Origin of the sequence: Kitasatospora sp. NPDC057692 (assembly GCF_042799475.1) — a bacterium.
Lineage (GTDB): Bacteria > Actinomycetota > Actinomycetes > Streptomycetales > Streptomycetaceae > Kitasatospora.
This window is the reverse complement of the sequence record NZ_JBHVIV010000078.1, coordinates 1-24,636: the sequence shown is the minus strand read 5'-3', so window position 1 is coordinate 24,636 and position 24,636 is coordinate 1. Positions and strand designations below refer to the sequence as shown.

The window sequence follows — 24,636 nt, the reverse complement described above, 5'->3', positions numbered from 1 at the left end:
GCGCCCCCACAGACCGAAATGAGTGCACCCATGACGCACGCCCGGCCGATCGCCGCCCTCGCCGCCGCCACCGCGCTGGCCCTCGGCGCCACCGCCTGCACCAGCTCCGGGTCCGACTCGGAGTCCGGCCCGATCAAGGTCGGCTCGATCAACGGCATCACCGGCCTCTTCCAGACCCCCGAGGTCCCCCAGGCGGTCAAGGCCGTCTTCGACGAGGTCAACGCCGCCGGCGGCATCAAGGGCCGCAAGCTGGAACTCGTCAGCATGGACGACGCGATGAACCCGCAGCGCTCCACCGAGGCGGCCGTCGACCTCGTCAAGTCCAAGAAGGTCATCGCCCTGGTCGGCTCCTCCAGCGCTGTGGACTGCGGCCTCAACCGCGCCACCTACAGCAAGGAGCGGATCGTCTCGATCCCGGCGGTCGGCGTCGACCCCGCCTGCTTCACCAGCCCCAACATCGCCCCGGTCAACCCCGGCCCGTTCAACCTGCTGACCGCGAACCTCTACTACGCCTCCGAGGTGCTCAAGCGGGACAAGGTCTGCCTCGACTACACCGTGCTGCCCGGCAGCGGCGGCGGCATCGAGGACGCCATCAAGAAGTGGACCGTGCTGACCGGCAAGCAGCTCGCCCACAAGGAGCTCGCCATCGCCGAGGGCGACCCGACCAAGTACCTGGTCGCCGACAAGGGCGCCGGCTGCCAGGCCGTCCTCTACAACGGCATCGTCGGCCCGTACTTCGCGCAGGCCAAGACCCAGGGCATGGACGACGTCGACTTCATCGTCGGCGCCAACAGCTACACCGACGCCAACGCCCAGGCCATCCCGTCCGGCCTCAAGGTCTACGCCGGCACCGAGTGGCAGCCCTACACCGACACCACCCTGCCGGGCAACGACCGCTGGTCCCAGCTGGTCGACAAGAACAAGATCCAGAAGACCGCGTTCAGCCAGGGCGGCGTGATGGCGGCGGACCTCTTCGTCCAGGTCCTCAAGGGCATGTCCGGGCCGATCACCCGGGAGACCGTCACCGAGGCCTTCAAGACCATGCAGCCCATCGAGTACCCGATGGTCGGCACCCCCTGGGTGTTCGGCGACAGCGACGCCCACAACCCGGTCCAGGGCAGCCGCTTCGTCCAGGCCGTCGACGGCGCCTGGAAGGTCCTCCCCGAGGGCTTCGTCGTCCCCGGCAAGAAGTGACCCCGACCCCGCAGGACCCCCGCCGGACCCCAGGAGGTGTCCCATGCTCAACTCCACGCTCGCGGGCCTGACCGGCGGCGGCGTCTACGCCCTGCTCGGCCTGTGCGTCGTCCTGACCTACCGGCTCGTCGCCACCGTCAACTTCGCGATGGCCGCCGTCGGCGCGATCGGCGCCTTCGTGATGGTCAGCCTCACCGACGAGGGGGTGAGCCTCTGGCTGGCCCTGCCCGCCGGGGTGCTCGCCGGGGCGGCGCTGTCCGCCCTGCTCGGCACGGTGCTGGTGCGCTGGTTCGCCGGCCACTCGCAGAACACCAAGGCGGCCGTCACCGTCGCCGTCTACGTCGCCGTGATGGCCGCCGGACTGCGGCTGTTCGGCTCCACCACCACCGGCGCGCACACCTTCCCGAGCCCCTTCGAGAAGCCGGTGCTCACCCTCGGCGGCGTGGTGATCCCGCAGTCCGTGCTGGTCACCATCGCCTTCGCCGCGCTGATCACCGTCGGCGTCGGCCTGCTGCTCGGCCGCACCCGGCTCGGCCTGCGCCTCCAGGCGCTCTCCGAGCAGCCCGCCACCGCCGAGGTGGTCGGGATCCCGGTGGCCAGGCTGGCCGTCGCCGTGTGGGCCGCCATCGGCGCCGTCACCACGCTGGTCGTGGTGCTCGCCGCGCCGCGCCTGGGCGGGGACTTCTCCACCCTCGGCAAGCTCATCAACACCGCGCTGGCCGTCGCCATGCTCGGCGCCTTCCGCAGCCTGCCGCTGACCCTGCTCGGCGGCCTCGTCCTCGGCTGCCTGGAAGGCCTGTCCGCCTCCGTCGAGGCGATCCAGAAGTACCAGGGCGTGGTGCCCTTCCTGGTCATCGTGGTGCTGCTCTGGTGGCGCAGCCGCAACGAGGTCTGGGACACCGCGCACAGCCGCTGACCGGCCCGGGCACCCGCCCGGACCGTCGACCGGGGGAACGAAGGAGACGAAGGACCATGACGCTTCCGACCGGCACCAGGGCCGCCGTGCTGTACGCCCACGGCGAGCCGCTGGTGATCGAGGAGCTGCCGCTGCCCGAGCGGATCGAACCGGGCGCCGCCCTGGTGCGCGTTGACTGCGCCACGCTGTGCGCCACCGACGTCCACCTGTGGAGCGGGGCGATGTCCCTGCCCGGGATGCTGCCGCTGGTCCTCGGCCACGAGATGACCGGCACCGTCGTCGCGGTGGGGGAGGGCACCGTGGACGCGCTCGGCCGCCCGGTCGCGGTGGGCCGCCGGATCGGCTGGTCCGAGTCCACCTGCGGCTACTGCCACGGCTGCACCGTGCTGCGCACCCCGGTGGCCTGCGAGGACCGCGGCTACGGATTCCGCCAGCGGGCCGACCGCTACCCGTACGCCACCGCCGGGCTCGCCGAGTACAACTACGTCGTCCCGAAGGCGCAGAAGTACCTGCTGCCCGACGAGGTCGAGTCCACCTGGGCCGCTGCGGCCGGCTGCGCCGTCAAGACGGTGCTGCACGCCTTCGACCGGGCGGGCGGCACCCGCCCCGGCTCCTCGGTGGTGATCCAGGGCGCCGGTGCGCTCGGCATCGTCGCCACCGCCGTCGCCAAGGCGGGCGGCGCCGGACCGGTGATCACCATCGGCGCGCCGGACAGCCGCCTGGAACTCGCCGCCGAGTTCGGCGCCGACCTGACGCTGGGGCTGGCCGACGGCCCGGAGGCCCGCCGCGAGGCGGTGCTCGCCGCCACCGGCGGGCGCGGCGCCGACCTGGTGATCGACCTCGCGGGCGCGCCCGGCGTCGGCGCCGAGGCAGTGGACCTCGCCGCCTGGGGCGGGCGGTTCGTGGTCGTCGGCACCACCGGACCGGCTCTCCAGGAGCTGCCGCTGGGCACCGTCATGGGCAAGGAGCTGACCGTGCTCGGCTCGCTCAACGGCGACGTCGGCGACTACCACCGGGCGGTGGAGTTCCTGGCCGCGTTCCGCTCGCACTTCGACTGGGACGCGCTGTTCAGCGCCCCGGTCGGCCTGGGCGGCGCGACCGGCGCCATCGAGGCGATGGCCCGCCTGGAGCAGACCAAGGCCGTCGTCCATCCCTGGCTGCCCTGACCCCGGCCCGACCCGCGCCGGCGGCCCGTCCGCCGGCGCCCCCGATCCGCCCGGCGCCCCGGGGCGTCCCTCATGTCCCTGTGTCCCGTCCCCGGGGCGCCGGGTGCCCCTGCCGCACCCGCCCGCCCGTTCGTTCCCTACCCGCTCCTCGTTCCCCTGAGCCACCCCCGACCCCCGTGAGGACCACCATGACCGTCGTCCCCCGCCGCCGGCTCGGCACCGCCGGACCCGAGGTGTCCGCCCTGTCCCTCGGCTCCTGGCACACCTATGACCGGATGGACTTCGGTGACGCCGTCGCCATGGTCCGCCACGCCGTGGACCTCGGCATCAACCTCTTCGACGTCGCCGTCTACGGCATCCCCGGCCACCCGCCGGTCTTCACCGACGTCCTGTTCTCCGCCATCGTGCGGGCCGGCGGCCTCGCCCGCGCGGACTACCTGCTCTCCGCCAAGCTCTGGCTGGAGCCCTACCCGCAGCTGTCGCTGCGCGACCAGCTGGCCAACGCCCTCTTCCGGGCCGGCGTCGAGCACGCCGACCTCGCCGTGCTCGGCGACATCCGCCGCGACGACCTCGACCTGCGCGCCGTCGCCGAGGAGCTCGCCGAGCTGGAGAAGGAGGGCCTGATCGGCTGCTGGGGCGTCAACAACTGGTCCGCCACCGCGATCCGCACCATCCGCGAGCACGCCCGCGCCGCCGGCTCGCCCGGCCCACAGCTCGCCCAGCTCAAGTACAGCCCCTGCCGCCGCGCCATCCCCGACGGCGAGCCCTTCGCCGAGCTGTTCGCCGACGGCCTCTCGCTCCAGGCCTCGGACATCCTGGAGGGCGGCATCCTGGCCGGCCGCACCAGCCCCGCGCGCGAGATCGGCCGCGACCCGGGCGGGATCCGCGACCGGATCACCGAGTCCGCCGGCGGGCTGGCCGCCGTCGCCGCCGACCTCGGCGCGACCCCCGCGCAGCTCTGCGTCGCCTTCGCGCTCACCCACCCCGCCACGGCCACCGTGCTGTTCGGCGCCAGCCGGATGAAGCAGCTGACCGACAACGTCGGCGCGCTGGAACTGTTGGAGCGGGTCGGTGCCGAGCGGGTGCGCGAGCTGGTCGAGCCCTACTGGGCGGACCGCGGCATCGTCTCCCCCGAGGGGCCCTGACCACCGTGACCGCTCCCGCCGACCCCCGCCCGGCCGACCTCGTCCTCGTCGACGGCGACGTGCTCACCGTCGACGCCGGCTTCGGCACCGCCCAGGCCCTGGCCGTCCGCGACGGCGTCATCACCGCCGTCGGCAGCACCGCCGCCGTCCTCGCCCACGCCGGGCCCGCCACCGCGGTGGTGGACCTGCGCGGCCGCACCGTCCTGCCCGGCATCAACGACTCCCACCTGCACGGCCACGCCTGGGGTCTCAACCGCCCGCCGCTCGCCCTCGACCTCAACTTCCCCGTCGTCCGCTCGATCGCGGACATCGTGGCGGCCGTCGCCGCGGCCGCCCGCACCGCCGCGCCGGGGGAGTGGATCGTCGGCCGCGGCTGGGACGTCGGCTACCTCGCCGAGTGCCGCGACGGCCGCCGGACGCTGCCCGACCGCGCCGACCTGGACGCCGCCGCCCCCGACAACCCGGTCTGCCTGACCGACTTCTCCGACCACATGGCCTGGGTCAACACCGAGGCCCTGCGCGCCGCCGGCATCGGCCCCGCCACCCAGCCCCCGCCCGGCGGCACCATCGACGCCGACCCGGCCGGACACCCCACCGGCATCCTCCGCGAGGCCGCCCAGCGCGCCGTCCACGCCCACATCCCGCGCCCCGACGAGCGCCGCCGCCGCGCGGCGATCACCGGCGCGATCAGCGCCCTGCACGCCCTCGGCACCACCAGCTACACCGAGCCCGGCCTCGGCCCCGGCGGGGAGGGCATCATGGCGGGCGCGATGGGCACCGGGGCGCTGCGCACCTACCTGGACCTCGCCCGCGGCGGCGACCTGCGGGCCCGGGTCAGCCTCCTGCTGCTGCCCTCCCCGATGGGCGGCGGCCTGCCGGACGTGCGGGCCGGGCTCGCCGAGCTGGCCGGACTGGCGCTGGACGGTGTCGACCCGCGCCGGCTCGCCGTCCTCGGCGTCAAGCTCTTCGCCGACGGCGTGCCGCCCAACCGCACCGCCTGGATGCACGACGCGTACGAGGGCGGCGGCCACGGCGCGCTGTGCGTGCACGGCTCCGCGCCCGGGCTCCAGGCCGCCGAGCTCGCCGCGATGATCGGCGCCGTGCACGCCGCCGGCCACCAGATCGGCGTCCACGTCACCGGCGACCGGGCGATCGACACCGTCGCCGACGCCTTCGCCGCCGCCCAGCGCGCCCACCCGCGCACCGACGCCCGGCACTACCTCATCCACGGCGACTTCGCTACCGAACGCAGCCTCGCCCTGCTCGCCGAGCACGGCTACGGCGTCAACATGAACCCGGCGATCAAGTGGACCATCTCCGACCTCATGGACGAGGTGGTCGGCACCGAGCGCTCCGGGCGGATGTGGCCGGTGCGCTCCGCCCTCGCGGCCGGCGTGCGGCTCTGCGCCAGCTCCGACGCGCCGATCACCGAACCGGACTGGCGGCAGGGCGTCGCCTCGATGCTGCTGCGCGAGTCCAAGGCGACCGGCCGCACCAGCGGACCGCAGGAGCGCGTCGGCCTCGCCGAGGCGGTGCGCGCCTACACCTCCGCCCCCGCCGTCCAGGACTTCGCCGAACAGTGGAAGGGCACCCTCGAACCCGGCAAGGTCGCCGACCTGTGCGTGCTCGGCGGCCGCCTCGCCGACACCTCCCCGTACGACCTGCCCGACCTCCCGATCGACCTCACCCTCTTCGACGGGCAGGTGGTCCACGGCACCCTGTGACCCCGCCCCCGTGACCCCGCCCCCGGCCCGCCCGGGGGCGGTCCTCCTCTTCTCGAACCTCCCTTCCGGCGCACCGGGTTGTGGCATCATCGTCGTCGTTCCGGGAGAGAATCCGGCCGCCGTCACCGGGGGCCGCTGCCGCCCGGCGATACCCGAAGGACCGACTTTTCCGGATTTCCCGGGTGCGGACGGACTTTGTGGGACATGATCGGCCTGTGCCGAGTGACAACATGGGTCCGAACGCCGCAACTCTGCCCGCCTCGTGGACCACCTGGTGGTTCCGGCGCTGCGAGGCGCACCTGCAGGCGGTCACCGTCGAACTGTCCTGGTGGGGCCACGAGTTCCCGGACGGCCCCCCGGACGCCGAGGACGCGCTGATCCTCCTGCGCCGCACCGTGGCGGGCCTGCGGGACTCCGGCCCCGAAGCGTCGGGCGCCGAGACGGCCGCACTCCTCCTCCGCGCCACCGCCCCGCTGGAGGCCGCCGAGGCCTTCACCCGGACCCTCGCGCCCCGGCTCCTCCCGCTGGTCTCCCACCACTTCGGCACCGCCGCCCGCCACCTGGCGGCCGCCCGCGAGCACCGCGGACCGGCCGGCCCGTTCTGAGCCGAACCGGTCGCGGTCCGGGGCGTCGACCGGGCGAGCGCCGGGCCCGTCGCGGGTTCAGCCGGCGTCGCCGCGGCGTTCGGCCAGCAGGGCGTTCAGCCGATCCACTTCGCGGTCCACCAGGACGTGCTTGTCGTCGATGTAGGGGAGGTGGACTCTGCTGCCGTCGGCACGGAACGCGTAGGTGAGGAACGCCGGCGCGCCGCGGCCCGTGTGCGCGTTCGGGTTGGGCGCCTTGCCGAACCGCGCGATCTCGGCCCAGCGCAGCCGGCGGCGGCGCACCATCCCGCGGACGGTGATCCCCTCGGCGGTGACCAGCGTGCCGGCCCGGGCGACGCCGGCGATCACCAGCAGACAGAAGCCGATGACCAGCAGCGAGCCGATCGCCTTGCTGGACGGCGCGAACTCCTTGTCGCTCCAGATCGGCAGCAGTGCCCCGAAGGACAGCGGCAGGATGGTGAACGCGAGCCCCCCGACCCGCGTCGTCGCCACCCGGTACTCGTGCGGAACTCTCAGTCGATCGCCGCTCATCCGGCCCGCCCCTCGATCGTCTTCACCGGTCCGCCGTCATGGTCGGCGGCCGGCCGGATTCGCAGTATAGGGGCGGGAGTTGTTCACCGGCAGGCCACTTCCCGGACGGTCGGCGGCCGGGCGGCCGCCGGTCACTCGGGGCGGTGGGGCCAGATCCCGGAGCGGCTTCCTGCGGAAGCGCCGCTCCGGATGCCCGCCCGGTAGGCGGCCAGCTCCTCGGTGGTCGGCGGGTTGGCGCCCGGCCGGGTGCAGGTGAAGGAGGACACCAGGGTCGCCGCGTCCAGCAGTTCGGCGAGGGTGCCGGTGTCGATCCCGTACAGGCGGTCCGCGTTGTCCAGGCCGAGCAGGTCACGGCGGTTCAGCGCGTCGAGCAGGCCGGCCATGAACGCGTCGCCCGCGCCCACGGTATCGGCGACCGCGACCCTCCGGGCCCGCCGCTCCACCGTCCCCGCGCGGCAGACCCCGACGGCGCCGGCCGCACCTCGGGTGACCACGACCAGCGACGGGCCCAGCGCCAGCCACTCCCGGGCGACGTCGACGACGTCCTGCCCGGGCCGCAGCCACCCGAGGTCCTCGTCACTGGCCTTGACCACGTCGGCCGAGGCGACCAGCGACTCGATCCGGGTGCGCGCCCGTGCGGGGTCGCCCATCAGCGACGGGCGGCAGTTGGGGTCGTACGAGACGGTCCGGCGGCCGCGGGCCCGCTCGACCAGGCGGCGGACGGTGCTCGCGCCGGGCTCCAGCGTGGCCGCGATCGAACCGGTGTGCAGGCAGGCGCTCCCCGCGAGCAGCCCGTCCGGCTCCAGGTCCGGGAGCTGCCAGGTGATGGCGAACTCGTAGGTCGCGGAGCCAGATTCGTCGGTGTGGGCGATCGCGGTGCTGGTGGGGTGCCGGTCCACGACCCCCGCCGGGAGGGCGACGCCGCTGCCGACCAGATGGCGGGCGAGTTCGGTGCCGTGGGCATCGGGACCGAGGCGGGTGAGCAGGGCGACGTCGTTGCCCAGGCGGCCGAGGCCGACCGCGACGTTGGCCGGGCTGCCGCCCGGGTGCGCGGTGGTTCCGCCCTGGCCGGACCGCATCAGGTCCATGACGGCTTCGCCGACGACTGTGATCACGTTCGGTTCTCCTCGGGTCGGGGCATCCGGGTCTGACGGGACTTCAGGCGGGCTTCCGGCGCAGCGCCTCGGCCATCGCGGGCGCGGCGGGAAGCCGCGGGATCAGGGTGGCCTGCACGGCGTGGTAGACGTCCGGCTTGCCGGGCCAGACGGTCGCGGCGGGGGAGTTCTGCGGGTTCAGCTCGTGGTGCCAGCTGCCGCGGACGCGGTCGAGGAACGCCTCCTCGGCGTACTGCCACCAGGTGCGGTACCAGCGCTCGTACTCGGCCTTGCCAGTGACCCGGTGCAGGACGGAGGCGGCGGCGATCGCCTCGGCGGCGACCCAGTGCATGCGGGCGCGGACGGCCGGAGCGCCGTCCCAGCCCACCGTGTAGACGAAACCCGGCGAGCCGTCCGCGTGCCAGCCGTCCCGGATGCCGGCGGCGAACAGCGCCTCGGCGTCGTCGAGCAGCCAGCCGGGCGCGTCGGGCAGGCTCGCACGCAGCCCGAGCATCAGCCGCGCCCACTCGAACCAGTGGCCGACGGTGGCGCCGTACGGGCGGAACGGGTCGTCGGGCCGCTCCTGGTTGTAGTCGTACTGCGGGGTCCACTCGGTGTCGAAGTGCTCGATCAGGCGCCAGTCGGCGGCGCGGGCGTGCACGTGGACGATGCGCCGGACGATCCGCAGCGCCCGCTGGTGCCAGACCGGGTCGCCGGTGACGTCGCCGGCCGCGAGGAACGCCTCGACGGCGTGCATATTGCTGTTGGCACCGCGGTAGGGCTCGCAGGCCTCCCAGGGCAGGTCCCAGGACTCGAACAGCAGGCCCTGTTCCTCGTCCCAGAAGTGGCGCTCGATCACGTCGAGCGCCTCGGTCAGCAGCTCGCGGGCGCCGGGGCGTCCGGCGGCGGCGGCGCCGGCGGCGGCCAGCACCACGAAGGCGTGGGCGTAGGCGGACTTCTCGGCGGCGAGCGGGGTGCCGTCGGCGTCCACGCCGGTGTACCAGCCGCCGTGCTCGCGGTCGCGCAGCGGCCCGGTCAGGGCGGCGAGGCCGTGGTCGACGAGGGCCGCCGCGTCCGGGTCCCCGAGCAGATGGGCGAGGGCGAAGACATGGGTCATCCGGCAGGTGATCCAGGTGTGGACGGATCCGTCCTGCCGCACGGCTCCGTGTTCGTCGAGCCACCCGAAGCCGCCTTCGGGCAGCCGGGCACCGCGGGCGAAGCCCAGCAGCCGGTCCTGTTCGGCCACCAGCCATGCCTCGTCGCCCGGCAGGGGGGTGCGCTCGGCCTGGGGGGACATCGTTCTCCTCGGTGGGCTGGGACTCGATCGACTAGACAACGTTGTCAGAACGCTGCGTGCGTAGCATCGCCCTCCGTTTCGCGGCCTGTCAACAACGCGACGGCCGCTTGAGTCGGCCGCCGGGAGGTCGGAGCGCGGCGCGGGCCGGGCCCCGCGGGTCAGAGCGGCGGTTCGCCCGAGCCGCGCGGGACCAGGCGGGTGGGGATCTCCAGGCATTGGACCTGGGCCTGCTCGCCGCGCAGGCGCCGGAAGAGGAGTTCGGCGGCCATCCGGCCCATCAACGCGGGGTCCTGGGCGACCACGGTGACCGGCACGGGCAGCATGTCGGCGAGTTCGAAGTCGTCGAAGCCGACCAGGGCCGGCCTCCCGGGGCGAGTGGCCAGATTGCGGAGCACGGCGACCGTGGTCCGGTTGTTGCCGCACATCAGCGCGGTCACCGGATCCGGTCCGGACAGCATGCGGTCGAGGGCGAGGTGGATTCCCACCGGCTCGGGCTTGCCCATGGCGACCCAGGACGCGGCGACCTCGCAGCCTTCGTGTGCCATGGCCTGCCGGTAGCCGGCGAGGCGCTCGGCCGCGGTGAAGACCGCGGGGTTGTCGCCGAGGTAGCCGATTCGCCGGTGGCCCTGCCGGATCAGGTGGCCGACCCCCTCCGCGACGCCCCGGCGGTTGGCGGTCAGGACGGTGTCCACGGTGAGGCCGGCCACCGGGCGGTCGACGCTGACCACGGCGGTGCCCGCGGCCAGTTCGGGGGCGAGGAAGCCGTGGTCGGCGGCGGTCGGCACGACGATCAGGCCGTCCACCCGGCGGGAGCAGAAGTCGAGGGCCAGCTCCCGTTCGCGGGCCGGGTCCTCGGCGGAGGAGCCGATGAGCAGCAGTGACCCGTGGGAGCGGGCCACGTCCTCGACCGCCCGGCTGAGCTGAGAGTAGAACGGGTCGGCGAGATCCTCCAGGATCAGCCCCACACTGCTGGTGCGGCTGCCCTGGCGGAGCAGCCGGGCACCGTTGTTGCGGCGGAAGCCCAGTTCCTCGATCGCGCCGCGAACCCGGGCGGCGGTGGCCTCGCTCACGCCGGACTCGCCGTTGACAACGCGCGACACCGTCTTGAGTCCTACACCCGCGGCAGCCGCCACGTCCTTCATGGTCGGCCGTGCGGGAGTTTGGAGGCCTCCCTGATCCGCCTTGTCCGGCATCACTTCAACCGCCCCTTCCGGCGCCTTGCTCGTCCTGTGATCCTACTGACCGCGTTGAATCGTGGATAACGTTGTCAAAGCGGTCCCGCATCATCCAGGGGCCTGGAGGGCCGGGTCGGCCGGCATCGGGGGCGCGTGCCGACGGCGGCCGGGGACTCCTCGTCCGACGGGTGGGGGTCGGCTGATCGAGCCACGGCATCCGTGCCCCACGGACCGGGGCAGCCGGGACGGTCTCCGCCGGTCGATCGTGCCCGGTGTTCCACTGCCGCAGCGGCAGCGGAACACCGGGCACGTGTGCGGAGCCGTCCGCCGACGGGCGCGTTTGACGGTGTGCCGCGTTCCGGACCCGGCGGCGCGACGCCGGTCCCGAGCGCCCTCCCGCCCGCGCGGTCGAGCGCTACCCGGTCGGACCGGGATCCGGCGGCGCGATGTACCGGGCGCCGGGAAACGCGTGCGCCGGTGGCGTGTACGTGCCCCGCTCCAGCAGCCGGCGGATGTTGGAGCGGTAGATCTCGTCCGCCTCGGCGTGCCGGACCGGTTCGTCCGTCAGCCACAGGTTGGCCGGATGGATCGGCTCGTCGTACATCCGCCGGAAGACCTCGGTGCGCAGATCCTTGAGCCAGTTGCTGTTGAGGTTCATCGTCCGGAACTGCCGCAGCGCCTCGATGTCGACGATCCCGGACACGAAGGAGTTGTACCCGGAGACGGTGTGCCCGAGCACCGCCCCGTGGAAGTCGACGATGTGCGCGTTGCCGCCCGCGATGTCGTACGGGTAGCGGGAGTCGGGTGTCGGATAGACCGGTCCGGCGTTCGGGCAGACCATGTACAGACTGTTGAAGTGGGCGTGCGCCCGGTTCTGCAGCAGCCAGGTGCCTCCGGGGTCGGGGCCGGCCTGGGTCATCGGCACCGCCTCGCTGGGGCGGTACACCACCTCGGCGCCCTGGAGGGCCAAGGCCCGCACCGCCTCCGGGTATTCGCCGTCGCTGCAGCAGATCGTGCCGATGTTGCCGATGTCGTCGGTGCGCAGCACCGGGTAGAACGCGTCGATGCCGTCGCCGAAGAGCTCCACCCACCGGTCGTACACGTCGTGCGGTGTGCAGGAGCGTTCGCGGCACCAGACGTGGTTCTTCGCCGCGCGGTGCACGATCTCGCCCGCCGGGGAGATGACGAACAGCGTGTTGAAGAACCGGTCGGGCAGGATCTCCGGCCAGCGGGCCTTGCACTGCGCGACGATGTAGGTGTCGTAGTGCCGGGCCAGCGCGGCCAGTCGCTCGGTCTCCGGACCGGGGATGTCGATGAACAGGTCGCGGGCCGCGGTGACGTGCGGGATGTCGAGGATCTCGTCCGCGAATCCGGTCAACGCGCCCTCGGCCAGCGCGATCAGCTTGACCGGCATGTTGATGCCGGCGATGGACACCGCGGCGTGCACGGCCTCCTCGACGATGTCGAGGTTGTGCGCGATCTGGGCGCGCGAGGTGATGCTGCGGACCACCGTCGACAGGCCGACGGTCAGGTACGGTGCGATCGGCTTGCTCATGATCCGCACCATTCCATCGCGGCCAGCGCGTACGCGCGCGCGGCGCAGAGGATCTCGTCCACCGCGCAGCGCTCGTCGTACGCGTGCGCCATCGCGAGTTCGCCCGGCCCGAGGCCGACCGCGGGGATCCCGGCGGCGCACAGCCACGTGGAGTCGGCCGCGGAGGGGAACGCCGCCAGGGGCGGTCGGCCCGCCAACGGCGTGTCGGCGGCGGCGAGTTCGCGGGCGTCGGCGACCGCGGCGCAGAGCGGGTGGGTCGCGTCGACCCGTGACCCCGGATACCGCAACGGCCAGTCCACCACCGGCGGATGCGCGCGCAGCCAGGGGTCGGTGGCGGCGACGTGCGCGATGTGGGCCTCGATCTCCTCGCGCACGGCCGCCTGGTCCTCGCCCGGGGGGTGGAACACCGCGTACACCATGCTCATCGAGTCGGGGATGAACGCCCCGCTGCGCGAGTGGCGCGCGCCGCCGTCCACGACGCCGGGCGCGAGGGTGAACTGTCCCGGTTCGAAGAGCGGATCGAACTTGGTCACTGCCCAGTCGCTCTCCAGCCGGCGCAGCGCCTGGTAGATCACGAAGCCGCGGTCGATGGCGCTGGCCGCGACCGGCTCGCTCGTGCCGGGCCGGTACAGCATCCGCCCGCGCATCGACGAGTGGGAGCTCTTGCCGGTCACCTCGATCCGCATCACCAGCAGGCCGGGGGTCGCGGCCAGGACGGACAACGGCCAAGCCGCGCCGGTCGGTTCGGAGACGATGGCCCCGTCCGCGGTGTAGCCGCGGTCGAGCACCGCGGAGGTGCCGAGGTGGTGCTCCAGGTTCTCCTCGCCGACGACCGCCTGGAGGATCAGGTCACCGCGCAGGCGCACCCCGGCCTCGTGCAGCGCGCGGGCCGCGAACGCCTGCGCGACCAGGCCGCTCTTCATGTCGACGGTGCCTCGGCCGCGGATCCAGCCGTCCTCGACGACACCGTCGAACGGGTCGCCCGAGCGCCAGCCGGCCGTGTCCCCGGGCGGGACCACGTCGACGTGTCCGTTGAAGATCAGCGAACGCCCGCCCCCGGTACCGCGGATCACGCCCACCGCGTTGTCACGGCCGGGTTCGACGGCGAAGACGTCGGTCTCGGCACCCGCCTCGGCGTAGACCCCGGCCAGAAGGCGCGAGACCTCCCCCTCGGCGCCGACCACGTCGGCGTAGACCTCACCGGGGTAGGTCGGGGTGATGCTGGGGATCCGGACCGCGGCGGTGAGGGTGTCCAGCATCTCGTCGCGCAGCAGGTCCAGCCGTGTGAGCACCCGCTCGTGCGGGCTCGTCGCCGAGGACCCGGGCACACCCCCGACGTGGTTCAGGCTCTCGTTCATGGTCACGCTCCCCTCGATGATGATCGTCCTGCTCGTCGGCCCTGTGGCCGGCCGGCCGTGGTCCCAGTCATTGACTCGGGCACTCCCTTCCTCCGCTGCGACCGGTGCTCCCGATCGGAGAGGCGAAGCTATGCCGGTCCCTCGACCCCGAACATCATTCCAATGTATGAGATCGCACCTGTTTCGCTTTCCCGGATTCCTGCTAGGATCGCGCAAATCCGCTTCGAGGTTGTGGCGACAATGATGCGACTTCTTTCCGAGAACGAGGCCCCCGGGGACTTCAAGGCCGAGGCGATGACGTTCCTGGCGAACGTGGTGGACTGCTCCGGAATCGTCTTCTACTCCGTCGACGCGCGGCTGAACGCCGTCGATCACGCGTTCCACCGGATTCGGCCCGTCGAGAACCGGAGCTACACCGCGCACTACCACCGCCTCGACCCGTTCCACCCGCGGCGCTTCGTCGGCCCCCGCCGCCCCCTGGTGACCGTGCGCGACCTGCCGGAGCGATACGAGCGCGGCGAGTACTACCGGCGCTTCATGGCCCCGCTCGGGTTCCGCCACGAGACGGAGCTCTACCTCTACAGCGGCGCGCGGATCGTGGGCGGCCTGTCCCTGCTGCGGACTGCGGAACTGGGCGAGTTCACCCCATCCGAGCTGGCCTTTCTCAACAAGGCCCACGCATTCCTGGAGCACACGTTCCAGGCCGGCGGCCGCCCCGTCGAGACCGGGCCGCCGGTTGCCGAGTGGGGGCTCACCCCCCGCGAGCGCGAGGTGGTCCGCCTGCTCTGCGAGGGCGCCGCGAACGCCGAGATCGGCGCCGCGCTGTTCATCAGCGTGACCACCGTCAAGACGCACGTGCAGCACGTCTTCGAGAAGGCGGGAGTCCGTTCCCGGACGCAACTGATCGCACGACTGCGGGAGGAGGGGTAGCCGACCGATTCCGTGCCCGCCGCGCGATTATCGGCAGGGAGGCCCCGAATATTCGAGCGGGCGGCATGGCGCATTGCGCTGGAATGAATTTCAGCCCGCCGAAACCATAATCCGCGCGGGCCGGAGAATGGCGCGCGCCGGAAAGCACGCGACGCACCTGTTCGACGGGTGGCGTTTCCGGTCCCCGTGCGCGCACCGAGCCGTGGCGGCCGGCGGGCGCCACCGCTCGGGTCACCCCGACCCGCGGGCGCCGTCCCCAACGGTCCGGTCCGATGGTGGCGAGCGTATCGCCCTTCCCCAGATTTCTCCAGTCGGAGAATTTGAGTGCATCGGCGCCGCGCTGCTGCGGCAGCGGAGGCGAGGCCGCGCCTTCCAGTTCCGGGATCGGCCGCGCCGGGGCCTCGGTGTCACGCGTGCCGGTGGTGGATCTGCGGGTCCCCGTCCTTCTTGCGGCTGAGCTCCACCAGTTTCGGGTAGTCGACGGCGACTCCGCGCAGCAAGGTGTGCACGGCCTGCTCCACCTCGTCGTCGCTGGTCACGGCGTGGCCGAACAGTGCGCGGTAGTGCACGAGCGAGGCGAGCAGGTCGAGCAGCAGGCCGCGGTCGGCGTCCGTGCGCAGGTCCCCGCGCGCGAGGGCGCCGTCGAGCACCTGGCCGACGGCGGCCCGCGGCGGGTCGAACAGTGCGGTCATGAAGGCCTCCCGCCGCTGCGGATCGTCTCCGCAGTCGGCGAGCAGTGAGGCGAGCGTCTCCGGCGGCATCCGCTGGAACGCGGCGACGTGCAGCTTGATGGCGTCGCTGAGGTCGCAGATCGTGCAGTCGGTGCTGGGCGCCCCGATCCGGCCCAGCCGCGCGGTCAGGGCGTCGAGCACCAGGTCCGGCAGGGCGCTCCAGCGCCGGTAGATCGCAGGCTTTCCGGTGCCGGCGCGGCGGGCCACGGCTTCGACGGTGAGCCGGGTGTAGCCGACCTCGTCGAGGAGTTCGAGTGCCGCGTCGAGGATCGCCCGGTCGATGGCGGCGTCGCGCGGCCGTCCGCCCGGAGCCCGGCTGTCGGGTGTCTGTCTGGCTTCCCTCATCCCGCCAGTCTAGTGTTACGTTACGGGTCGACTCGTAACCTAACTGGATCCCAGGAGGCCCGACCATGCCTGCTGAACACGGAGAACCGGCGGTGGCATCGCCCGGATGGGGGGCGCTGTTCGGGCGTGAACACGGACCCGTCGCCGTCACGCTCGCCGCCGGCGTCGCCCTGCACGCCGTGAACGTCTACCTGGCGGCGACCATCATGCCCACGGTCGTCGACGACATCGGCGGATCCGGCCTGTACGCCTGGGCCACCACGGTCTTCATGTTCGCCTCCGTGCTGGGGTCGGCCGCCGCGGCCGCCGTCCTCGGGGCCCGCGGCCCGCGCTCCGGCTACCGGCTCGCAGCACTCCTCCTCGCGGCCGGCACCATCGTCTGCGCACTCGCCCCGACCATGCTGGTCCTGCTGATCGGACGGCTGGTCCAGGGCCTCGGCGGCGGCCTGCTCTTCGCCCTGTCCTACGCCATGGTCCGGATCACCCTGCACGAGGCCCTGTGGCCGCGCGCCATGGCACTCGTCTCCGCCATGTGGGGCGTCGCGACCCTCATAGGCCCCGCCCTGGGAGGCGTCTTCGCCCAGTACGGGGCCTGGCGCGGCTCCTTCTGGGGCCTGCTGCCCTTCCTGCTGTTCTTCGCCTTCTGGGGAGCGATGCGCCTGCCGGGAGGAAAGGCGGGCGGATCGGCCCCGCGGATCCCCTGGGCGAGCGTGGGCCTGCTGGGCCTGTCCGTCCTGGTCATCTCCGCGGCCAGCATCTCCTCCCGGATCGCGGTCAACGTCGTCGGACTCCTGCTGGCGGCGCTGCTGATCGCGGGCTGGCTGCGACGTGAGCGCGCCACGACGCCGCGGCTCATCCCGGCCACCGCGTTCGGCCCCGACGCGCGGCTGCGGCTCGTCTACCTCACCATGGCGCTGCTGGTGGTCGCCAGCACGGTCGAGGTCTACGTCCCCTTCTTCGGGCAGCGGCTCCAGGGACTCGGTCCGCTCGCGGCCGGCTACCTGGGTGCCGTCCTGGCGGCCGGCTGGACCCTCGGCTCGGTCGCGTGCAGCGGCATGTCCCACCGCAGCCGGTCGATCGTCGCCGCCGGTCCGCTCCTGTCCCTCACGGGACTCGTCGCACTCTTCTTCGCCGGTCCGGTGCACTCGGGCACGGTCGCGGCGATCGCGGCGGTGAGCGCCGCACTGCTCGCGCTGGGCTGGGGGGTCGGCATGGCGTGGCCCCATCTGCTCACCCGCGTTCTGCAGCTGGCGCCGGACGAGGACCAGGACCTCGCGGGCTCCTCGGTCACGACGGTCCAGCTCACCGCGACCGCGTTCGGCTCGGCACTCGCCGGGACGGTCGCCAACGTCGTCGGGTTCTCCGACACCGCGGGAACCGGTGACCTGCAGAGCACCGCACGCTGGATGTTCGCCCTGTTCGCCCTCGCCCCCCTGGCCGCCGTGGTGACCGCACGGTACGCCCGCCGCGCCGACCCGACGGCGGCAGGTCCGCGGCGAGGGTGATCGGGGGGCTGTCGCGCCGGTGCCGACCGGGGCCGGCGCGGTGAACCACGCCGCAGCCGCCTTCGGGCCGCGGTGGCGCAGGAGGTCGGCGAAGGCGAGCAGGATGCGGTGGGCTGGAATGTCGTCGAGCTCACCGTGGAACAGGACGTCGGTGAACGGCCGGGGCAGGGCCCGCCGGAGGGCACAAACCCGGCGCGGGCCCACTCCGGTGCGGCGTCCGGCTCGGCGGTCACCTCGCCCTGGTCGCCCTCGTCGTCGTCCTGGCGAAGCTCGGCGGGGCCGCGGCCCCGGCACACCTGCACGGCGACGGTCCGTCAAGCTCCGCTACCGAGGGGTGGATCGGGAGCGCAGTGCGGACGGAGCCGTCGGCACGTCGGGCACACGGGGCCTGCCCTCGGTGTCGACAGCCGTGCCGTCGGGGTAGCGGAGGCATTCCGTGACGGCGAAGACCGCCAGTGCGCCGTTGGGGTAGACGCTCACACCTGCCCGGACCGTGACGCCGTCCGCAGTGGCCGGGGGCCTCAAGCGCAGGCTGGCGTCCTCGGCCGGGGTCTCGGTGGAGGAGGTGACCGTCCAGCCGGCGGCCGTCAGGGTCCGTCGGGCCCTGGCCATCGCCTCGACGGCCTCGGCGGCAGGCACATCCGCCAACGCCCAGCTCGCGTGTACGGCGGCCGTGCCGGGCTCTTCGGGCGGGGAGTCGTTCAGGGCTTCCCCCAGCCCGCGGGCGTGGCAGTCGTGGACGGTGGCCTCGATCCCGCCCCCGGGCCAGTCGGGGACGAGCCGTGTCGGCGGTAACTGCAGCGCGTCGTAGATGCTCTGTGTCTGCCCGTCCAGCCGCTGCGCGACAGCAACAGGGTCGGCGACCGGGAACGGATCACCCTGCCAGAGCTCGACGGCCTTCAGCCCGGTGAGGAACACCGCCCCGACCAGCAGCACGCCGACCGCGATCAGACGCGCCGCCTTCCATTTCCTGCCCGCACTGCCAAGCTGTCGACCGGTCATGGAACCGATGCTGCACCGCCACGCCGATCCGCCGCATGAGTACCCGTACTCAACCCCGGCCGGCCCCCGAGCCACAGCCCGGCATCGGGAGGGAACCGCCTCACCGGACCGTCAGTGGCACGGGCTAGTGTCGCGGGACAACGCACGGCGGCACAGGGAGCGTACCGGTGGGACTCGACGAGGGCGGCAAGCCCGATGGCGTTCGAACGTGGCCGGCCGGACTCACCGACGAGCGAAGCCGGACGCTGCTCGCGGCCGGGGAACTGTCCTGGTGCTACGCCTACCTGGACCTGCGAACCACCTCGATGGAGCCCCCGCGGTCTGCTGCCGAGCGGTTCGGGGCCGGACTTGAGGGTGGCGAGAAGCTCTTCGTCCTGGGCGAGGCCCTGTACCCGACGGACGACGAGGACATCGCCGTCCTGCTCGACGGCGAGAGCGGCGCGGTGTACCTCGCGTGCCCCGATGGGAGCGGTGCGCTGCGGCGGGACCTGCTGGCCGGCAGCCCGGACGCGCTGATCGCCCTGGCCGTGGCGGTGTAGGCCGTCACGCTGACCGCCGCGGGCGACTACGAGCGCGACGAGGACGACGAGATGGCGCCGTACGGGCCTGCGACCGTCGACGCCGCCGTCCGCCTCGGGCTGCAGGAACTCCGCGAGGCCGACCCGGACCTCTGGCAGCGCACCGGAGGCCGGCCCGCCCACTGGGAGACCGCCCTGCGGATCCGCGCGCTCGCCTGGGGCGCCGAACCTCCCGCGGCGGACGGCGCGCCGTACACGGTGGGACCGGACCTGGTCGAGGACCTCGCGGAACTCACCGGCGCAGCAACCGTCCGCCGCTTCCTCCCCGGCGAGCTGCCCGACCGCCTCGTCCACGCCCCGACCCGGAAGCTGCTCACCGAGATCGGACTGCCGGTCAGCAGCAGCCGCGGTCCCCTGACGGTGGCGGCCGAAGGACCACTGGGCACCATGGCGCAGGCCTACCCCGACACCTACCCGGACGACGTGGACGAGCAGTCGACCGCCCGCGCGCACCAAGGCGACCACCTCGCGCTCGGCGGCTGGACGTACGACCTCGAAGCCGCCCTCGACCCCACCACCGGACGGATCGAGCTGCCGGACCGGCACGACGACGACCAGTCGGCCCCCTACCTCCACCGCGACCTGGCCGCACTGCTCCACGTCCTGTGGACCTACGAACGGCTGCGCGCCGAACGCCGCCGCACGACCGGGCCCTGCGCCCCGTCACCGTGGGCCGTCTTCCGGCCCCGCGACCTCCTCGACAGCGTCGCCGTCCCCGTCCTGCGGGCCCTCGATCCGCAGGCCTGGGCCGGCGAGGACCAGTTCTGGCCGACCCGCGCCGACGACTGCCACATGGGGGAGCTCCTCGAATAGCTGCCGTGCTGGTTGACGATGGCCGTCCACCGCGCCGCAAGCGCCACCGCCGCCCGAGACACCAACTGGAAAACGGAGGCCGGGCCATGGCCCCGACGGGCGCGCATGACCCATCGGGCAGGCGCGGCTTCTCGCGTCGCCGGCCCGGAGCGGGAGTTGGAGCGTGGTCCACTGACTCACGGTTGGGCGGACCAGCGGTGGACGTTGGCACGGATCAAGACGTTGATCGGCCGGCTGTTCCACGTCTCCTACGCCGCCGAGGGCACTTGGCGGCCGCTGAAGCGGCACGGCTGGAGCCGACAGCAGCCCACTCGGCGGGCGATCGAGCGCGATGACCACGCTGTCGAGGTGTGGAGGAAGGAGACCTGGCCGCGGGTAGGAGCACCGCGGGCGGAGCGCGGCGCCCGGATAGTCTTCGGGGACGAGGCCGGGCGGTCGAAGACTCCGCCGCGTGCCAGGCACCCGGTCCTGCCACCAAGGGTCGGCGGGAGCCGACAGGCGGGCGGCCATCAGTTCCCGCCGCGTCGGAGCGGGCAGCACCAACAGGCCCAGCCCCTGTTTCTCCCGGTCGCTGACGCACTGCGGACACTCCAGCCGATCGGGCCCGGCCTCCTCCCGCAGCTTCAGCGAGCCGAGTAAGGGCGGCCAACTGCTGGACCAGCGAGCCCGGCGGCGAAACGACGACGCGCAACCGGCACAGCCGGCACGGGGCCGTCCGGGTCAGTGCCCCTCGTGCACCCCGAAGACGCCGCTGTCCCAGTACACGGACGGCTCGTCTGCCCCGCTCGGACAGTCGCTCTGCAGATGGCGGCGGTTGTGCCCGAGGGCCCCGACCCGATGCAGGCTCAACCGCCCCGCCATCAGGTCGTCCACCTCGGCGTCCGTGATCGGCAGCACGGTCCGGTACTGCGCGTCCCTCGAGGAGACCCAGTCCACGTACTCGGTGAAGACGCTCACAAAAGCCTGCGAACACAGGCCGCAGCGCTGAACGGAGACGATGAAATGCGAGTCGTCCCGAAGCATGCTCTCGAGCCGGACCCCGGTCGGGCTCTGGTGGTGCGCCTGCGCCACCACCACGTCCTCAGCACAACACGCCGCACACCCGAAACGCACCGACTCCGTCGTGTCGCCCACCATGAACGCGCCCCCTTCGACTGTGGGCCACATGCTATCTGAAGTTGACCTTGTGATGTCGTTCGGATCAGGGGGGGATCGCGGGCCGAGAACCCCCGAATCTGCGGGCTCACGAGGGTGGCTGCAGCTTCTTGAGCCTGCGCTTCACGGCTCGGGTGATCTGGCCGAGGTCGGCCGCGGCGAGGTTGCCGATGTCGCGCTTGACCAGCGACCAGACGCCCTCGGCCGGGTTGAGGTCCGGGGCGTAGGCGGGTAGTTGGAACACGGTGAGCCACTCCGCGTTCGCGTCGATGAACTCCCGTACGCCCGCTGTCAGGTGCAAGCGGACGTTGTCCCGGACGAGCACGATCGGCCCACCGAGCTGGATGCGGGCGCGGACGATCAGGTCGCGGAAGTCGCGCCGGCCGAAGCCCTTCGGTTCGTCCTTGCGGCCGTGGTACCCGCGGATCGCGTAAATCAGCCGACTGCCCGGTCTCGTCCTCGAAGACGATCCGGGCGCCGCGCTCCGCCGCGGTGCTCCTACCCGCGGCCAGGTCTCCTTCTTCCACACCTCGACAGCGTGGTCATCGCGCTCGATCGCCCGCCGAGTGGGCTGCTGCCGGCTCCAGCCGTGCCGCTTCAGCGGCCGCCAGGTGCCCTCGACGGTGTAGGAGACGTAAACCACCGGCCGCCGCTCGAAGCGGCCGGCCGAGGCCGCCGCGGCCCTGGCGGCGCACCGGACGGCGCACCTGGTCCGGTGAGCCGGGTGCGCGGGGCCGCCCGCCTGCCCGCCCGTCACGGTGACGGTCCCTCAGAATGCCTGCGGGCGGTCCCAGCAGGGGTTTGTCCGCTGCGCGCGGGCTGATGCATGATGGGGACGACCCGGAACGATCAGCGTCCGGACCCCGGACTGCATGGTGGTGGCGGATGGCGGGCAGCGGTCCGCGGAGCGGGCTGCGCGGCCGGCGCACCGAGTGCGGAGCGCTGGACCAGGTGATCGGCGAGGCCCGGGAGGGGCGGGGCCAGGTCCTCGTGCTGCGCGGCGAACCGGGGGTCGGCAAGTCCGCCCTCGTGGAGTACCTGCTGGAGCGGGCGGACGGGTGCCGGGTTCTGCGGGTGGTCGGCGTCGAGTCCGAGATGGAGCTGGCGTTCGCGGGACTGCACCAGCTCTGCGTGCCGCTGATGGGGCTGCTGGACCGCATCCCCGGCCCCCAGCGCGACGCCCTGTCCGTCGCGTTCGGACTGAGCGCGGGGAGCGCCCCGGACCGCTTCCTCGTCGGCCTGGCGGTGCTCAGCCTGCTGGCCGAGGCGGCGGAGGAGCAACCGCTGGTCTGCGCCGTGGACGACGCCCAGTGGCTCGACCGGGTCTCCGCCCAGACGATGGCCTTCGTCGCCCGGCGGCTGCTGGCGGAGCGGGCGGCGCTGGTGTTCGCGGCGCGCACCCCGGCGCCCGCCGCAGGCGGCGACCCCTTCGGGGGGCTGCCCGAGCTCGTGGTCCGGGGACTGCGCGACGACGACGCGCGGGCGCTGCTGGAGTCGGTGGTCCCCGGGCGGTTGGACGAACGGGTCCGGGACCGCATCGTCGCCGAGACCCGCGGCAACCCGCTGGCCCTGCTGGAACTGACCCGGGGACTGTCGGCGGCGGAGCTGGCCGGTGGCTTCGGGCGCCCGGACGTCGGTCCGCTGGCCGGCCAGATCGAGCAGGCCTACCTGGAGCGCATCGACGCCCTTCCCGCCTCCGCCCAGCGGCTGCTGCTGGCGGCGGCCGCGGAACCGGTGGGGGACCTGCCGCTGCTGTGGCGGGTCGCCGAGCGGCTCGACCTCGGCGTGGACGCCGCGGGAGCGGCCGAGGCGGCGGGGCTGATCGAGTTCGGCACCCGGGTACGGTTCCGGCACCCGCTGGTCCGCTCGGCGGCGTACCGCGCCGCCGACCCGACGGTGCGCCGGGACGTCCACCGCGCACTGGCCGAGGCCACCGACCCCGCCCTCGACTCCGACCGCCGGGCGTGGCACCGCGCCCACGCCGCCCTCGAACCCGACGAGGCCCTGGCCGGCGAGCTGGAGCGGTCGGCGGTCCGGGCCCGGGCCCGCGGCGGGACCGCGGCCGCGGCGGCGTTCCTGAGGCGGGCCACCGAGCTGACGCCCGACCCGGTGCGCCGCGCGGCGCGGGCCGAGACCGCGGCGCAGGCCGCGTTCGACGCCGGATCCCCCGAGGCCGCGCTCGAACTCCTCGACACCGCGCGGCAGAGCCCCCCGGACGAGGCCCGGCACGCCCGACTGGCCCGGCTGCGCGCCCGGCTGGTCCTGGCCCGCAGGCGCGGCGGGGAGGCGCTGCCGCTGCTGCTCGACGCGGCCGGCCGACTGGCCGGGGTCGGCGACGCGCATGCCCGCGAGGCCTACCTCGACGCCCTCGGATCGGCGGTCTACGCCGGGCGCCTGGGGGAGCGCACCGGTGTCCGGGAGGTCGCCGAGGCCGCCCGCACGGCACCGCCCGGGGCCCGCCCGCCGCAGCCCACGGACCTTCTCCTGGACGGCCTGGTGGCCTGGTTCGCCGACGGCTGCGCCGCCGGGGGGCCGCCGCTGCGGTCCGCGTTGGAGGCGTTCCGGCAGGCCGCCGCCCGCGAGGGCGGCGACGCCATGCGCTGGCTCTGGCTGACCTGGCTGGTCGCCGGGGAGCTGTGGGACGACGAGACCTGGGAGCGGCTGACCGAGCGGGCGGTCCGGTCGGCGCGGGAGACCGGATCCCTCAACTTCCTCCCGCTGGCGCTCGGCTACCGGGCCGCGCTGTCCGTGCACACCGGGGACTTCGACCTCGCCGCGGCGCTCGTCGACGAGGCCGGCACGCTCGCGGAGGCGACCGGCCACTCGCCGATGGGCTATCCCGCGCTGCTGCTCGCGGCCTGGCGCGGCGAGGACGCGCTCGTCGCGGAGGCGATCCGCGGCGGGGCGGCGGAGGCGACCTCATGGGGCGAAGGGCGGGCGATCGGCGGCGAGCACTACCTCCTCACGGTGCTGTACAACGGCCTCGCCCGCTACCGGGACGCCCTCGACCAAGCCGAACGGGCCGTGGAGTTCGAGGACTTGGCGCTCGTCGGATTCGCCCTCGCCGAACTCGTCGAGGCGGCGGTCCGCTCCGGCTCCCCCGAGGCGGCCGCAGCGCCCCTGCGCCGACTGGAGGAACGCGCCGAGGCCGCCGGCACGGACTGGGCCCTGGGCGTGCTGGCCCGCTCCAGGGCACTGGTGAGCGAGGGCCCGGCCGCCGAACGGCTCTACCGGGAGGCCGTCGAACGCCTCGGGCGCGGCCGGATCGCCGTCCACCTCGCCCGCGCCCACCTGGTGTACGGCGAGTGGCTGCGCCGTGAGAACCGGCGTGTCGATGCGCGCGAGCAGCTGCGCACCGCCCACGGGATGCTGGCGCGCTTCGGCGCCCGGGCCTTCGCCGAGCGCGCCCGGCGCGAACTGCTGGCCACCGGCGAGACGGTCCGGCCCCGCCCCGGCGACGCGGGCGGGGCGCGGCGCGAGGCCCTCACGGCCCAGGAGGGCCAGATCGCCCGCCTGGCCGCCGACGGGCTGACGAACTCCGAGATCGGCGCCGAACTCTTCATCAGCCCCCGCACCGTGGAATGGCACCTGGGCAAGGTGTTCACCAAGCTCGACGTCAAGTCCCGCAACCGGCTCCGTGCCGCCCTGGCCGACGCCTGAGCGTCCGCCCTTCCGGGTCTCCCCGGCGCCCTCCGGGGAGACCCGGGGGCCGACCCGGGGTTCCCCGGGCTCCCGCCGGAGGGCCCCGGCGGCAGGGTGGTCGGAGCGGCGCCGACCGGCGCCGCGCGCGGGCCGTGCCGGCCCCTGGGGACGGCAC

Annotated in this window: 22 protein-coding genes; 12 read left to right on the top strand and 10 right to left on the bottom strand. The window is 73.7% G+C overall.

What is annotated here, in order from left to right; all coding sequences use genetic code 11:
• Positions 1 to 30 precede the first annotated feature (30 nt).
• The 6 genes from ACFVFS_RS32175 (at position 31) to ACFVFS_RS32150 (ending at position 6,750) form a co-directional block, all read left to right on the top strand.
• On the top strand, positions 31 to 1,194 hold the full coding sequence (locus tag ACFVFS_RS32175) for an ABC transporter substrate-binding protein (RefSeq protein WP_380628360.1): 1,164 nt from the start codon (positions 31 to 33) through the stop codon (positions 1,192 to 1,194).
• Between the two features lie 43 nt (positions 1,195 to 1,237).
• On the top strand, positions 1,238 to 2,110 hold the full coding sequence (locus tag ACFVFS_RS32170) for a branched-chain amino acid ABC transporter permease (protein WP_376082018.1): 873 nt from the start codon (positions 1,238 to 1,240) through the stop codon (positions 2,108 to 2,110).
• 56 nt (positions 2,111 to 2,166) lie between these two features.
• A complete protein-coding gene (locus tag ACFVFS_RS32165; RefSeq protein ID WP_380628359.1) occupies positions 2,167 to 3,276 on the top strand; it encodes a zinc-binding dehydrogenase in 1,110 nt (369 codons plus the stop codon).
• Positions 3,277 to 3,464: 188 nt separating this feature from the next.
• Entirely contained in the window at positions 3,465 to 4,421 is a 957-nt protein-coding gene (locus ACFVFS_RS32160) for an aldo/keto reductase (RefSeq protein ID WP_380628358.1), read from the top strand.
• Between the two features lie 5 nt (positions 4,422 to 4,426).
• Positions 4,427 to 6,145, top strand: a complete 1,719-nt coding sequence (locus ACFVFS_RS32155; RefSeq protein WP_380628357.1) for an amidohydrolase — start codon at positions 4,427 to 4,429, stop codon at positions 6,143 to 6,145.
• 215 nt (positions 6,146 to 6,360) lie between these two features.
• Positions 6,361 to 6,750, top strand: a complete 390-nt coding sequence (locus tag ACFVFS_RS32150) for a hypothetical protein (RefSeq protein ID WP_380628356.1) — start codon at positions 6,361 to 6,363, stop codon at positions 6,748 to 6,750.
• Between the two features lie 57 nt (positions 6,751 to 6,807).
• Here the strand turns inward: ACFVFS_RS32150 and ACFVFS_RS32145 are convergent, their stop codons facing one another.
• The 6 genes from ACFVFS_RS32145 to ACFVFS_RS32120 all read right to left on the bottom strand — a co-directional run bounded on the left by ACFVFS_RS32145 (position 6,808) and on the right by ACFVFS_RS32120 (position 13,760).
• Positions 6,808 to 7,281: a PH domain-containing protein gene (locus tag ACFVFS_RS32145; protein WP_380628355.1), complete on the bottom strand. Its 474-nt coding sequence runs from the start codon at positions 7,279 to 7,281 to the stop codon at positions 6,808 to 6,810.
• Between the two features lie 131 nt (positions 7,282 to 7,412).
• The gene (locus ACFVFS_RS32140) at positions 7,413 to 8,396 is read right to left on the bottom strand and encodes a carbohydrate kinase (protein WP_380628354.1); all 984 of its coding nucleotides are present in this window, start codon (positions 8,394 to 8,396) and stop codon (positions 7,413 to 7,415) included.
• Positions 8,397 to 8,439: 43 nt separating this feature from the next.
• Positions 8,440 to 9,672 carry an AGE family epimerase/isomerase gene (locus ACFVFS_RS32135; RefSeq protein ID WP_380628353.1) on the bottom strand — a complete coding sequence of 411 codons (1,233 nt, stop codon included), beginning with the start codon at positions 9,670 to 9,672 and terminating at the stop codon, positions 8,440 to 8,442.
• Positions 9,673 to 9,830: 158 nt separating this feature from the next.
• Complete coding sequence (locus ACFVFS_RS32130) at positions 9,831 to 10,865, bottom strand: LacI family DNA-binding transcriptional regulator (RefSeq protein ID WP_380628352.1); 1,035 nt, start codon at positions 10,863 to 10,865, stop codon at positions 9,831 to 9,833.
• A 397-nt stretch (positions 10,866 to 11,262) separates the two neighbouring features.
• Positions 11,263 to 12,402, bottom strand: a complete 1,140-nt coding sequence (locus ACFVFS_RS32125) for a nitrilase-related carbon-nitrogen hydrolase (protein ID WP_380628351.1) — start codon at positions 12,400 to 12,402, stop codon at positions 11,263 to 11,265.
• Positions 12,399 to 13,760 (bottom strand): ArgE/DapE family deacylase, encoded by a 1,362-nt coding sequence (locus tag ACFVFS_RS32120; protein ID WP_380628350.1) that lies wholly within the window; start codon positions 13,758 to 13,760, stop codon positions 12,399 to 12,401. The genes ACFVFS_RS32125 and ACFVFS_RS32120 overlap by 4 nt, the downstream gene beginning before the upstream one ends.
• Positions 13,761 to 14,000: 240 nt before the next feature.
• Between ACFVFS_RS32120 and ACFVFS_RS32115 the strand changes: the two genes are divergently transcribed.
• A complete protein-coding gene (locus ACFVFS_RS32115) occupies positions 14,001 to 14,690 on the top strand; it encodes a response regulator transcription factor (RefSeq protein ID WP_380628349.1) in 690 nt (229 codons plus the stop codon).
• A gap of 407 nt (positions 14,691 to 15,097) precedes the next feature.
• Here ACFVFS_RS32115 and ACFVFS_RS32110 read toward each other — a convergent pair whose 3' ends face one another.
• Positions 15,098 to 15,766: a TetR/AcrR family transcriptional regulator gene (locus tag ACFVFS_RS32110; protein ID WP_380628348.1), complete on the bottom strand. Its 669-nt coding sequence runs from the start codon at positions 15,764 to 15,766 to the stop codon at positions 15,098 to 15,100.
• Between the two features lie 92 nt (positions 15,767 to 15,858).
• On the opposite strand from ACFVFS_RS32110, the gene ACFVFS_RS32105 reads away from it, so the two are divergent.
• Positions 15,859 to 17,271, top strand: a complete 1,413-nt coding sequence (locus ACFVFS_RS32105) for an MFS transporter (protein ID WP_380628347.1) — start codon at positions 15,859 to 15,861, stop codon at positions 17,269 to 17,271.
• 324 nt (positions 17,272 to 17,595) lie between these two features.
• Here the strand turns inward: ACFVFS_RS32105 and ACFVFS_RS32100 are convergent, their stop codons facing one another.
• Complete coding sequence (locus ACFVFS_RS32100) at positions 17,596 to 18,273, bottom strand: hypothetical protein (protein WP_380628346.1); 678 nt, start codon at positions 18,271 to 18,273, stop codon at positions 17,596 to 17,598.
• Between the two features lie 167 nt (positions 18,274 to 18,440).
• Here ACFVFS_RS32100 and ACFVFS_RS32095 point away from each other — a divergent pair, with 167 nt between their 5' ends.
• From ACFVFS_RS32095 to ACFVFS_RS32085, 3 genes are read left to right on the top strand one after another with little or no spacing between them, the layout of a single operon-like run.
• Positions 18,441 to 18,812 (top strand): hypothetical protein, encoded by a 372-nt coding sequence (locus ACFVFS_RS32095; protein ID WP_380628345.1) that lies wholly within the window; start codon positions 18,441 to 18,443, stop codon positions 18,810 to 18,812.
• Between the two features lie 51 nt (positions 18,813 to 18,863).
• The gene (locus tag ACFVFS_RS32090) at positions 18,864 to 19,664 is read left to right on the top strand and encodes an SUKH-4 family immunity protein (protein WP_380628344.1); all 801 of its coding nucleotides are present in this window, start codon (positions 18,864 to 18,866) and stop codon (positions 19,662 to 19,664) included.
• Positions 19,665 to 19,682: 18 nt separating this feature from the next.
• A complete protein-coding gene (locus ACFVFS_RS32085) occupies positions 19,683 to 20,303 on the top strand; it encodes a winged helix-turn-helix domain-containing protein (protein ID WP_380628343.1) in 621 nt (206 codons plus the stop codon).
• A gap of 81 nt (positions 20,304 to 20,384) precedes the next feature.
• Here the strand turns inward: ACFVFS_RS32085 and ACFVFS_RS32080 are convergent, their stop codons facing one another.
• Both ACFVFS_RS32080 and ACFVFS_RS32075 read right to left on the bottom strand, forming a co-directional pair.
• Complete coding sequence (locus ACFVFS_RS32080) at positions 20,385 to 20,801, bottom strand: hypothetical protein (RefSeq protein WP_380628342.1); 417 nt, start codon at positions 20,799 to 20,801, stop codon at positions 20,385 to 20,387.
• A gap of 106 nt (positions 20,802 to 20,907) precedes the next feature.
• Entirely contained in the window at positions 20,908 to 21,576 is a 669-nt protein-coding gene (locus ACFVFS_RS32075) for a transposase (protein ID WP_380628341.1), read from the bottom strand.
• Positions 21,577 to 21,704: 128 nt separating this feature from the next.
• On the opposite strand from ACFVFS_RS32075, the gene ACFVFS_RS32070 reads away from it, so the two are divergent.
• Entirely contained in the window at positions 21,705 to 24,479 is a 2,775-nt protein-coding gene (locus ACFVFS_RS32070) for an AAA family ATPase (protein WP_380628339.1), read from the top strand.
• Positions 24,480 to 24,636: the final 157 nt, after the last annotated feature.

Bases quoted from the DNA above. Each gene is read 5' to 3' on its own strand.
- ACFVFS_RS32085 (WP_380628343.1), top strand. From the start codon at position 19,683: ATGGCCGTCCACCGCGCCGCAAGCGCCACCGCCGCCCGAGACACCAAC.
- ACFVFS_RS32125 (WP_380628351.1), bottom strand. From the start codon at position 12,402: ATGAGCAAGCCGATCGCACCGTACCTGACCGTCGGCCTGTCGACGGTG.
- ACFVFS_RS32130 (WP_380628352.1), bottom strand. From the start codon at position 10,865: ATGCCGGACAAGGCGGATCAGGGAGGCCTCCAAACTCCCGCACGGCCG.
- ACFVFS_RS32175 (WP_380628360.1), top strand. From the start codon at position 31: ATGACGCACGCCCGGCCGATCGCCGCCCTCGCCGCCGCCACCGCGCTG.
- ACFVFS_RS32170 (WP_376082018.1), top strand. From the start codon at position 1,238: ATGCTCAACTCCACGCTCGCGGGCCTGACCGGCGGCGGCGTCTACGCC.
- ACFVFS_RS32070 (WP_380628339.1), top strand. From the start codon at position 21,705: ATGGCGGGCAGCGGTCCGCGGAGCGGGCTGCGCGGCCGGCGCACCGAG.
- ACFVFS_RS32135 (WP_380628353.1), bottom strand. From the start codon at position 9,672: ATGTCCCCCCAGGCCGAGCGCACCCCCCTGCCGGGCGACGAGGCATGG.
- ACFVFS_RS32080 (WP_380628342.1), bottom strand. From the start codon at position 20,801: ATGGTGGGCGACACGACGGAGTCGGTGCGTTTCGGGTGTGCGGCGTGT.
- ACFVFS_RS32165 (WP_380628359.1), top strand. From the start codon at position 2,167: ATGACGCTTCCGACCGGCACCAGGGCCGCCGTGCTGTACGCCCACGGC.
- ACFVFS_RS32110 (WP_380628348.1), bottom strand. From the start codon at position 15,766: ATGAGGGAAGCCAGACAGACACCCGACAGCCGGGCTCCGGGCGGACGG.
- ACFVFS_RS32115 (WP_380628349.1), top strand. From the start codon at position 14,001: ATGATGCGACTTCTTTCCGAGAACGAGGCCCCCGGGGACTTCAAGGCC.
- ACFVFS_RS32145 (WP_380628355.1), bottom strand. From the start codon at position 7,281: ATGAGCGGCGATCGACTGAGAGTTCCGCACGAGTACCGGGTGGCGACG.
- ACFVFS_RS32160 (WP_380628358.1), top strand. From the start codon at position 3,465: ATGACCGTCGTCCCCCGCCGCCGGCTCGGCACCGCCGGACCCGAGGTG.
- ACFVFS_RS32090 (WP_380628344.1), top strand. From the start codon at position 18,864: ATGGCGCCGTACGGGCCTGCGACCGTCGACGCCGCCGTCCGCCTCGGG.
- ACFVFS_RS32100 (WP_380628346.1), bottom strand. From the start codon at position 18,273: ATGACCGGTCGACAGCTTGGCAGTGCGGGCAGGAAATGGAAGGCGGCG.
- ACFVFS_RS32120 (WP_380628350.1), bottom strand. From the start codon at position 13,760: ATGAACGAGAGCCTGAACCACGTCGGGGGTGTGCCCGGGTCCTCGGCG.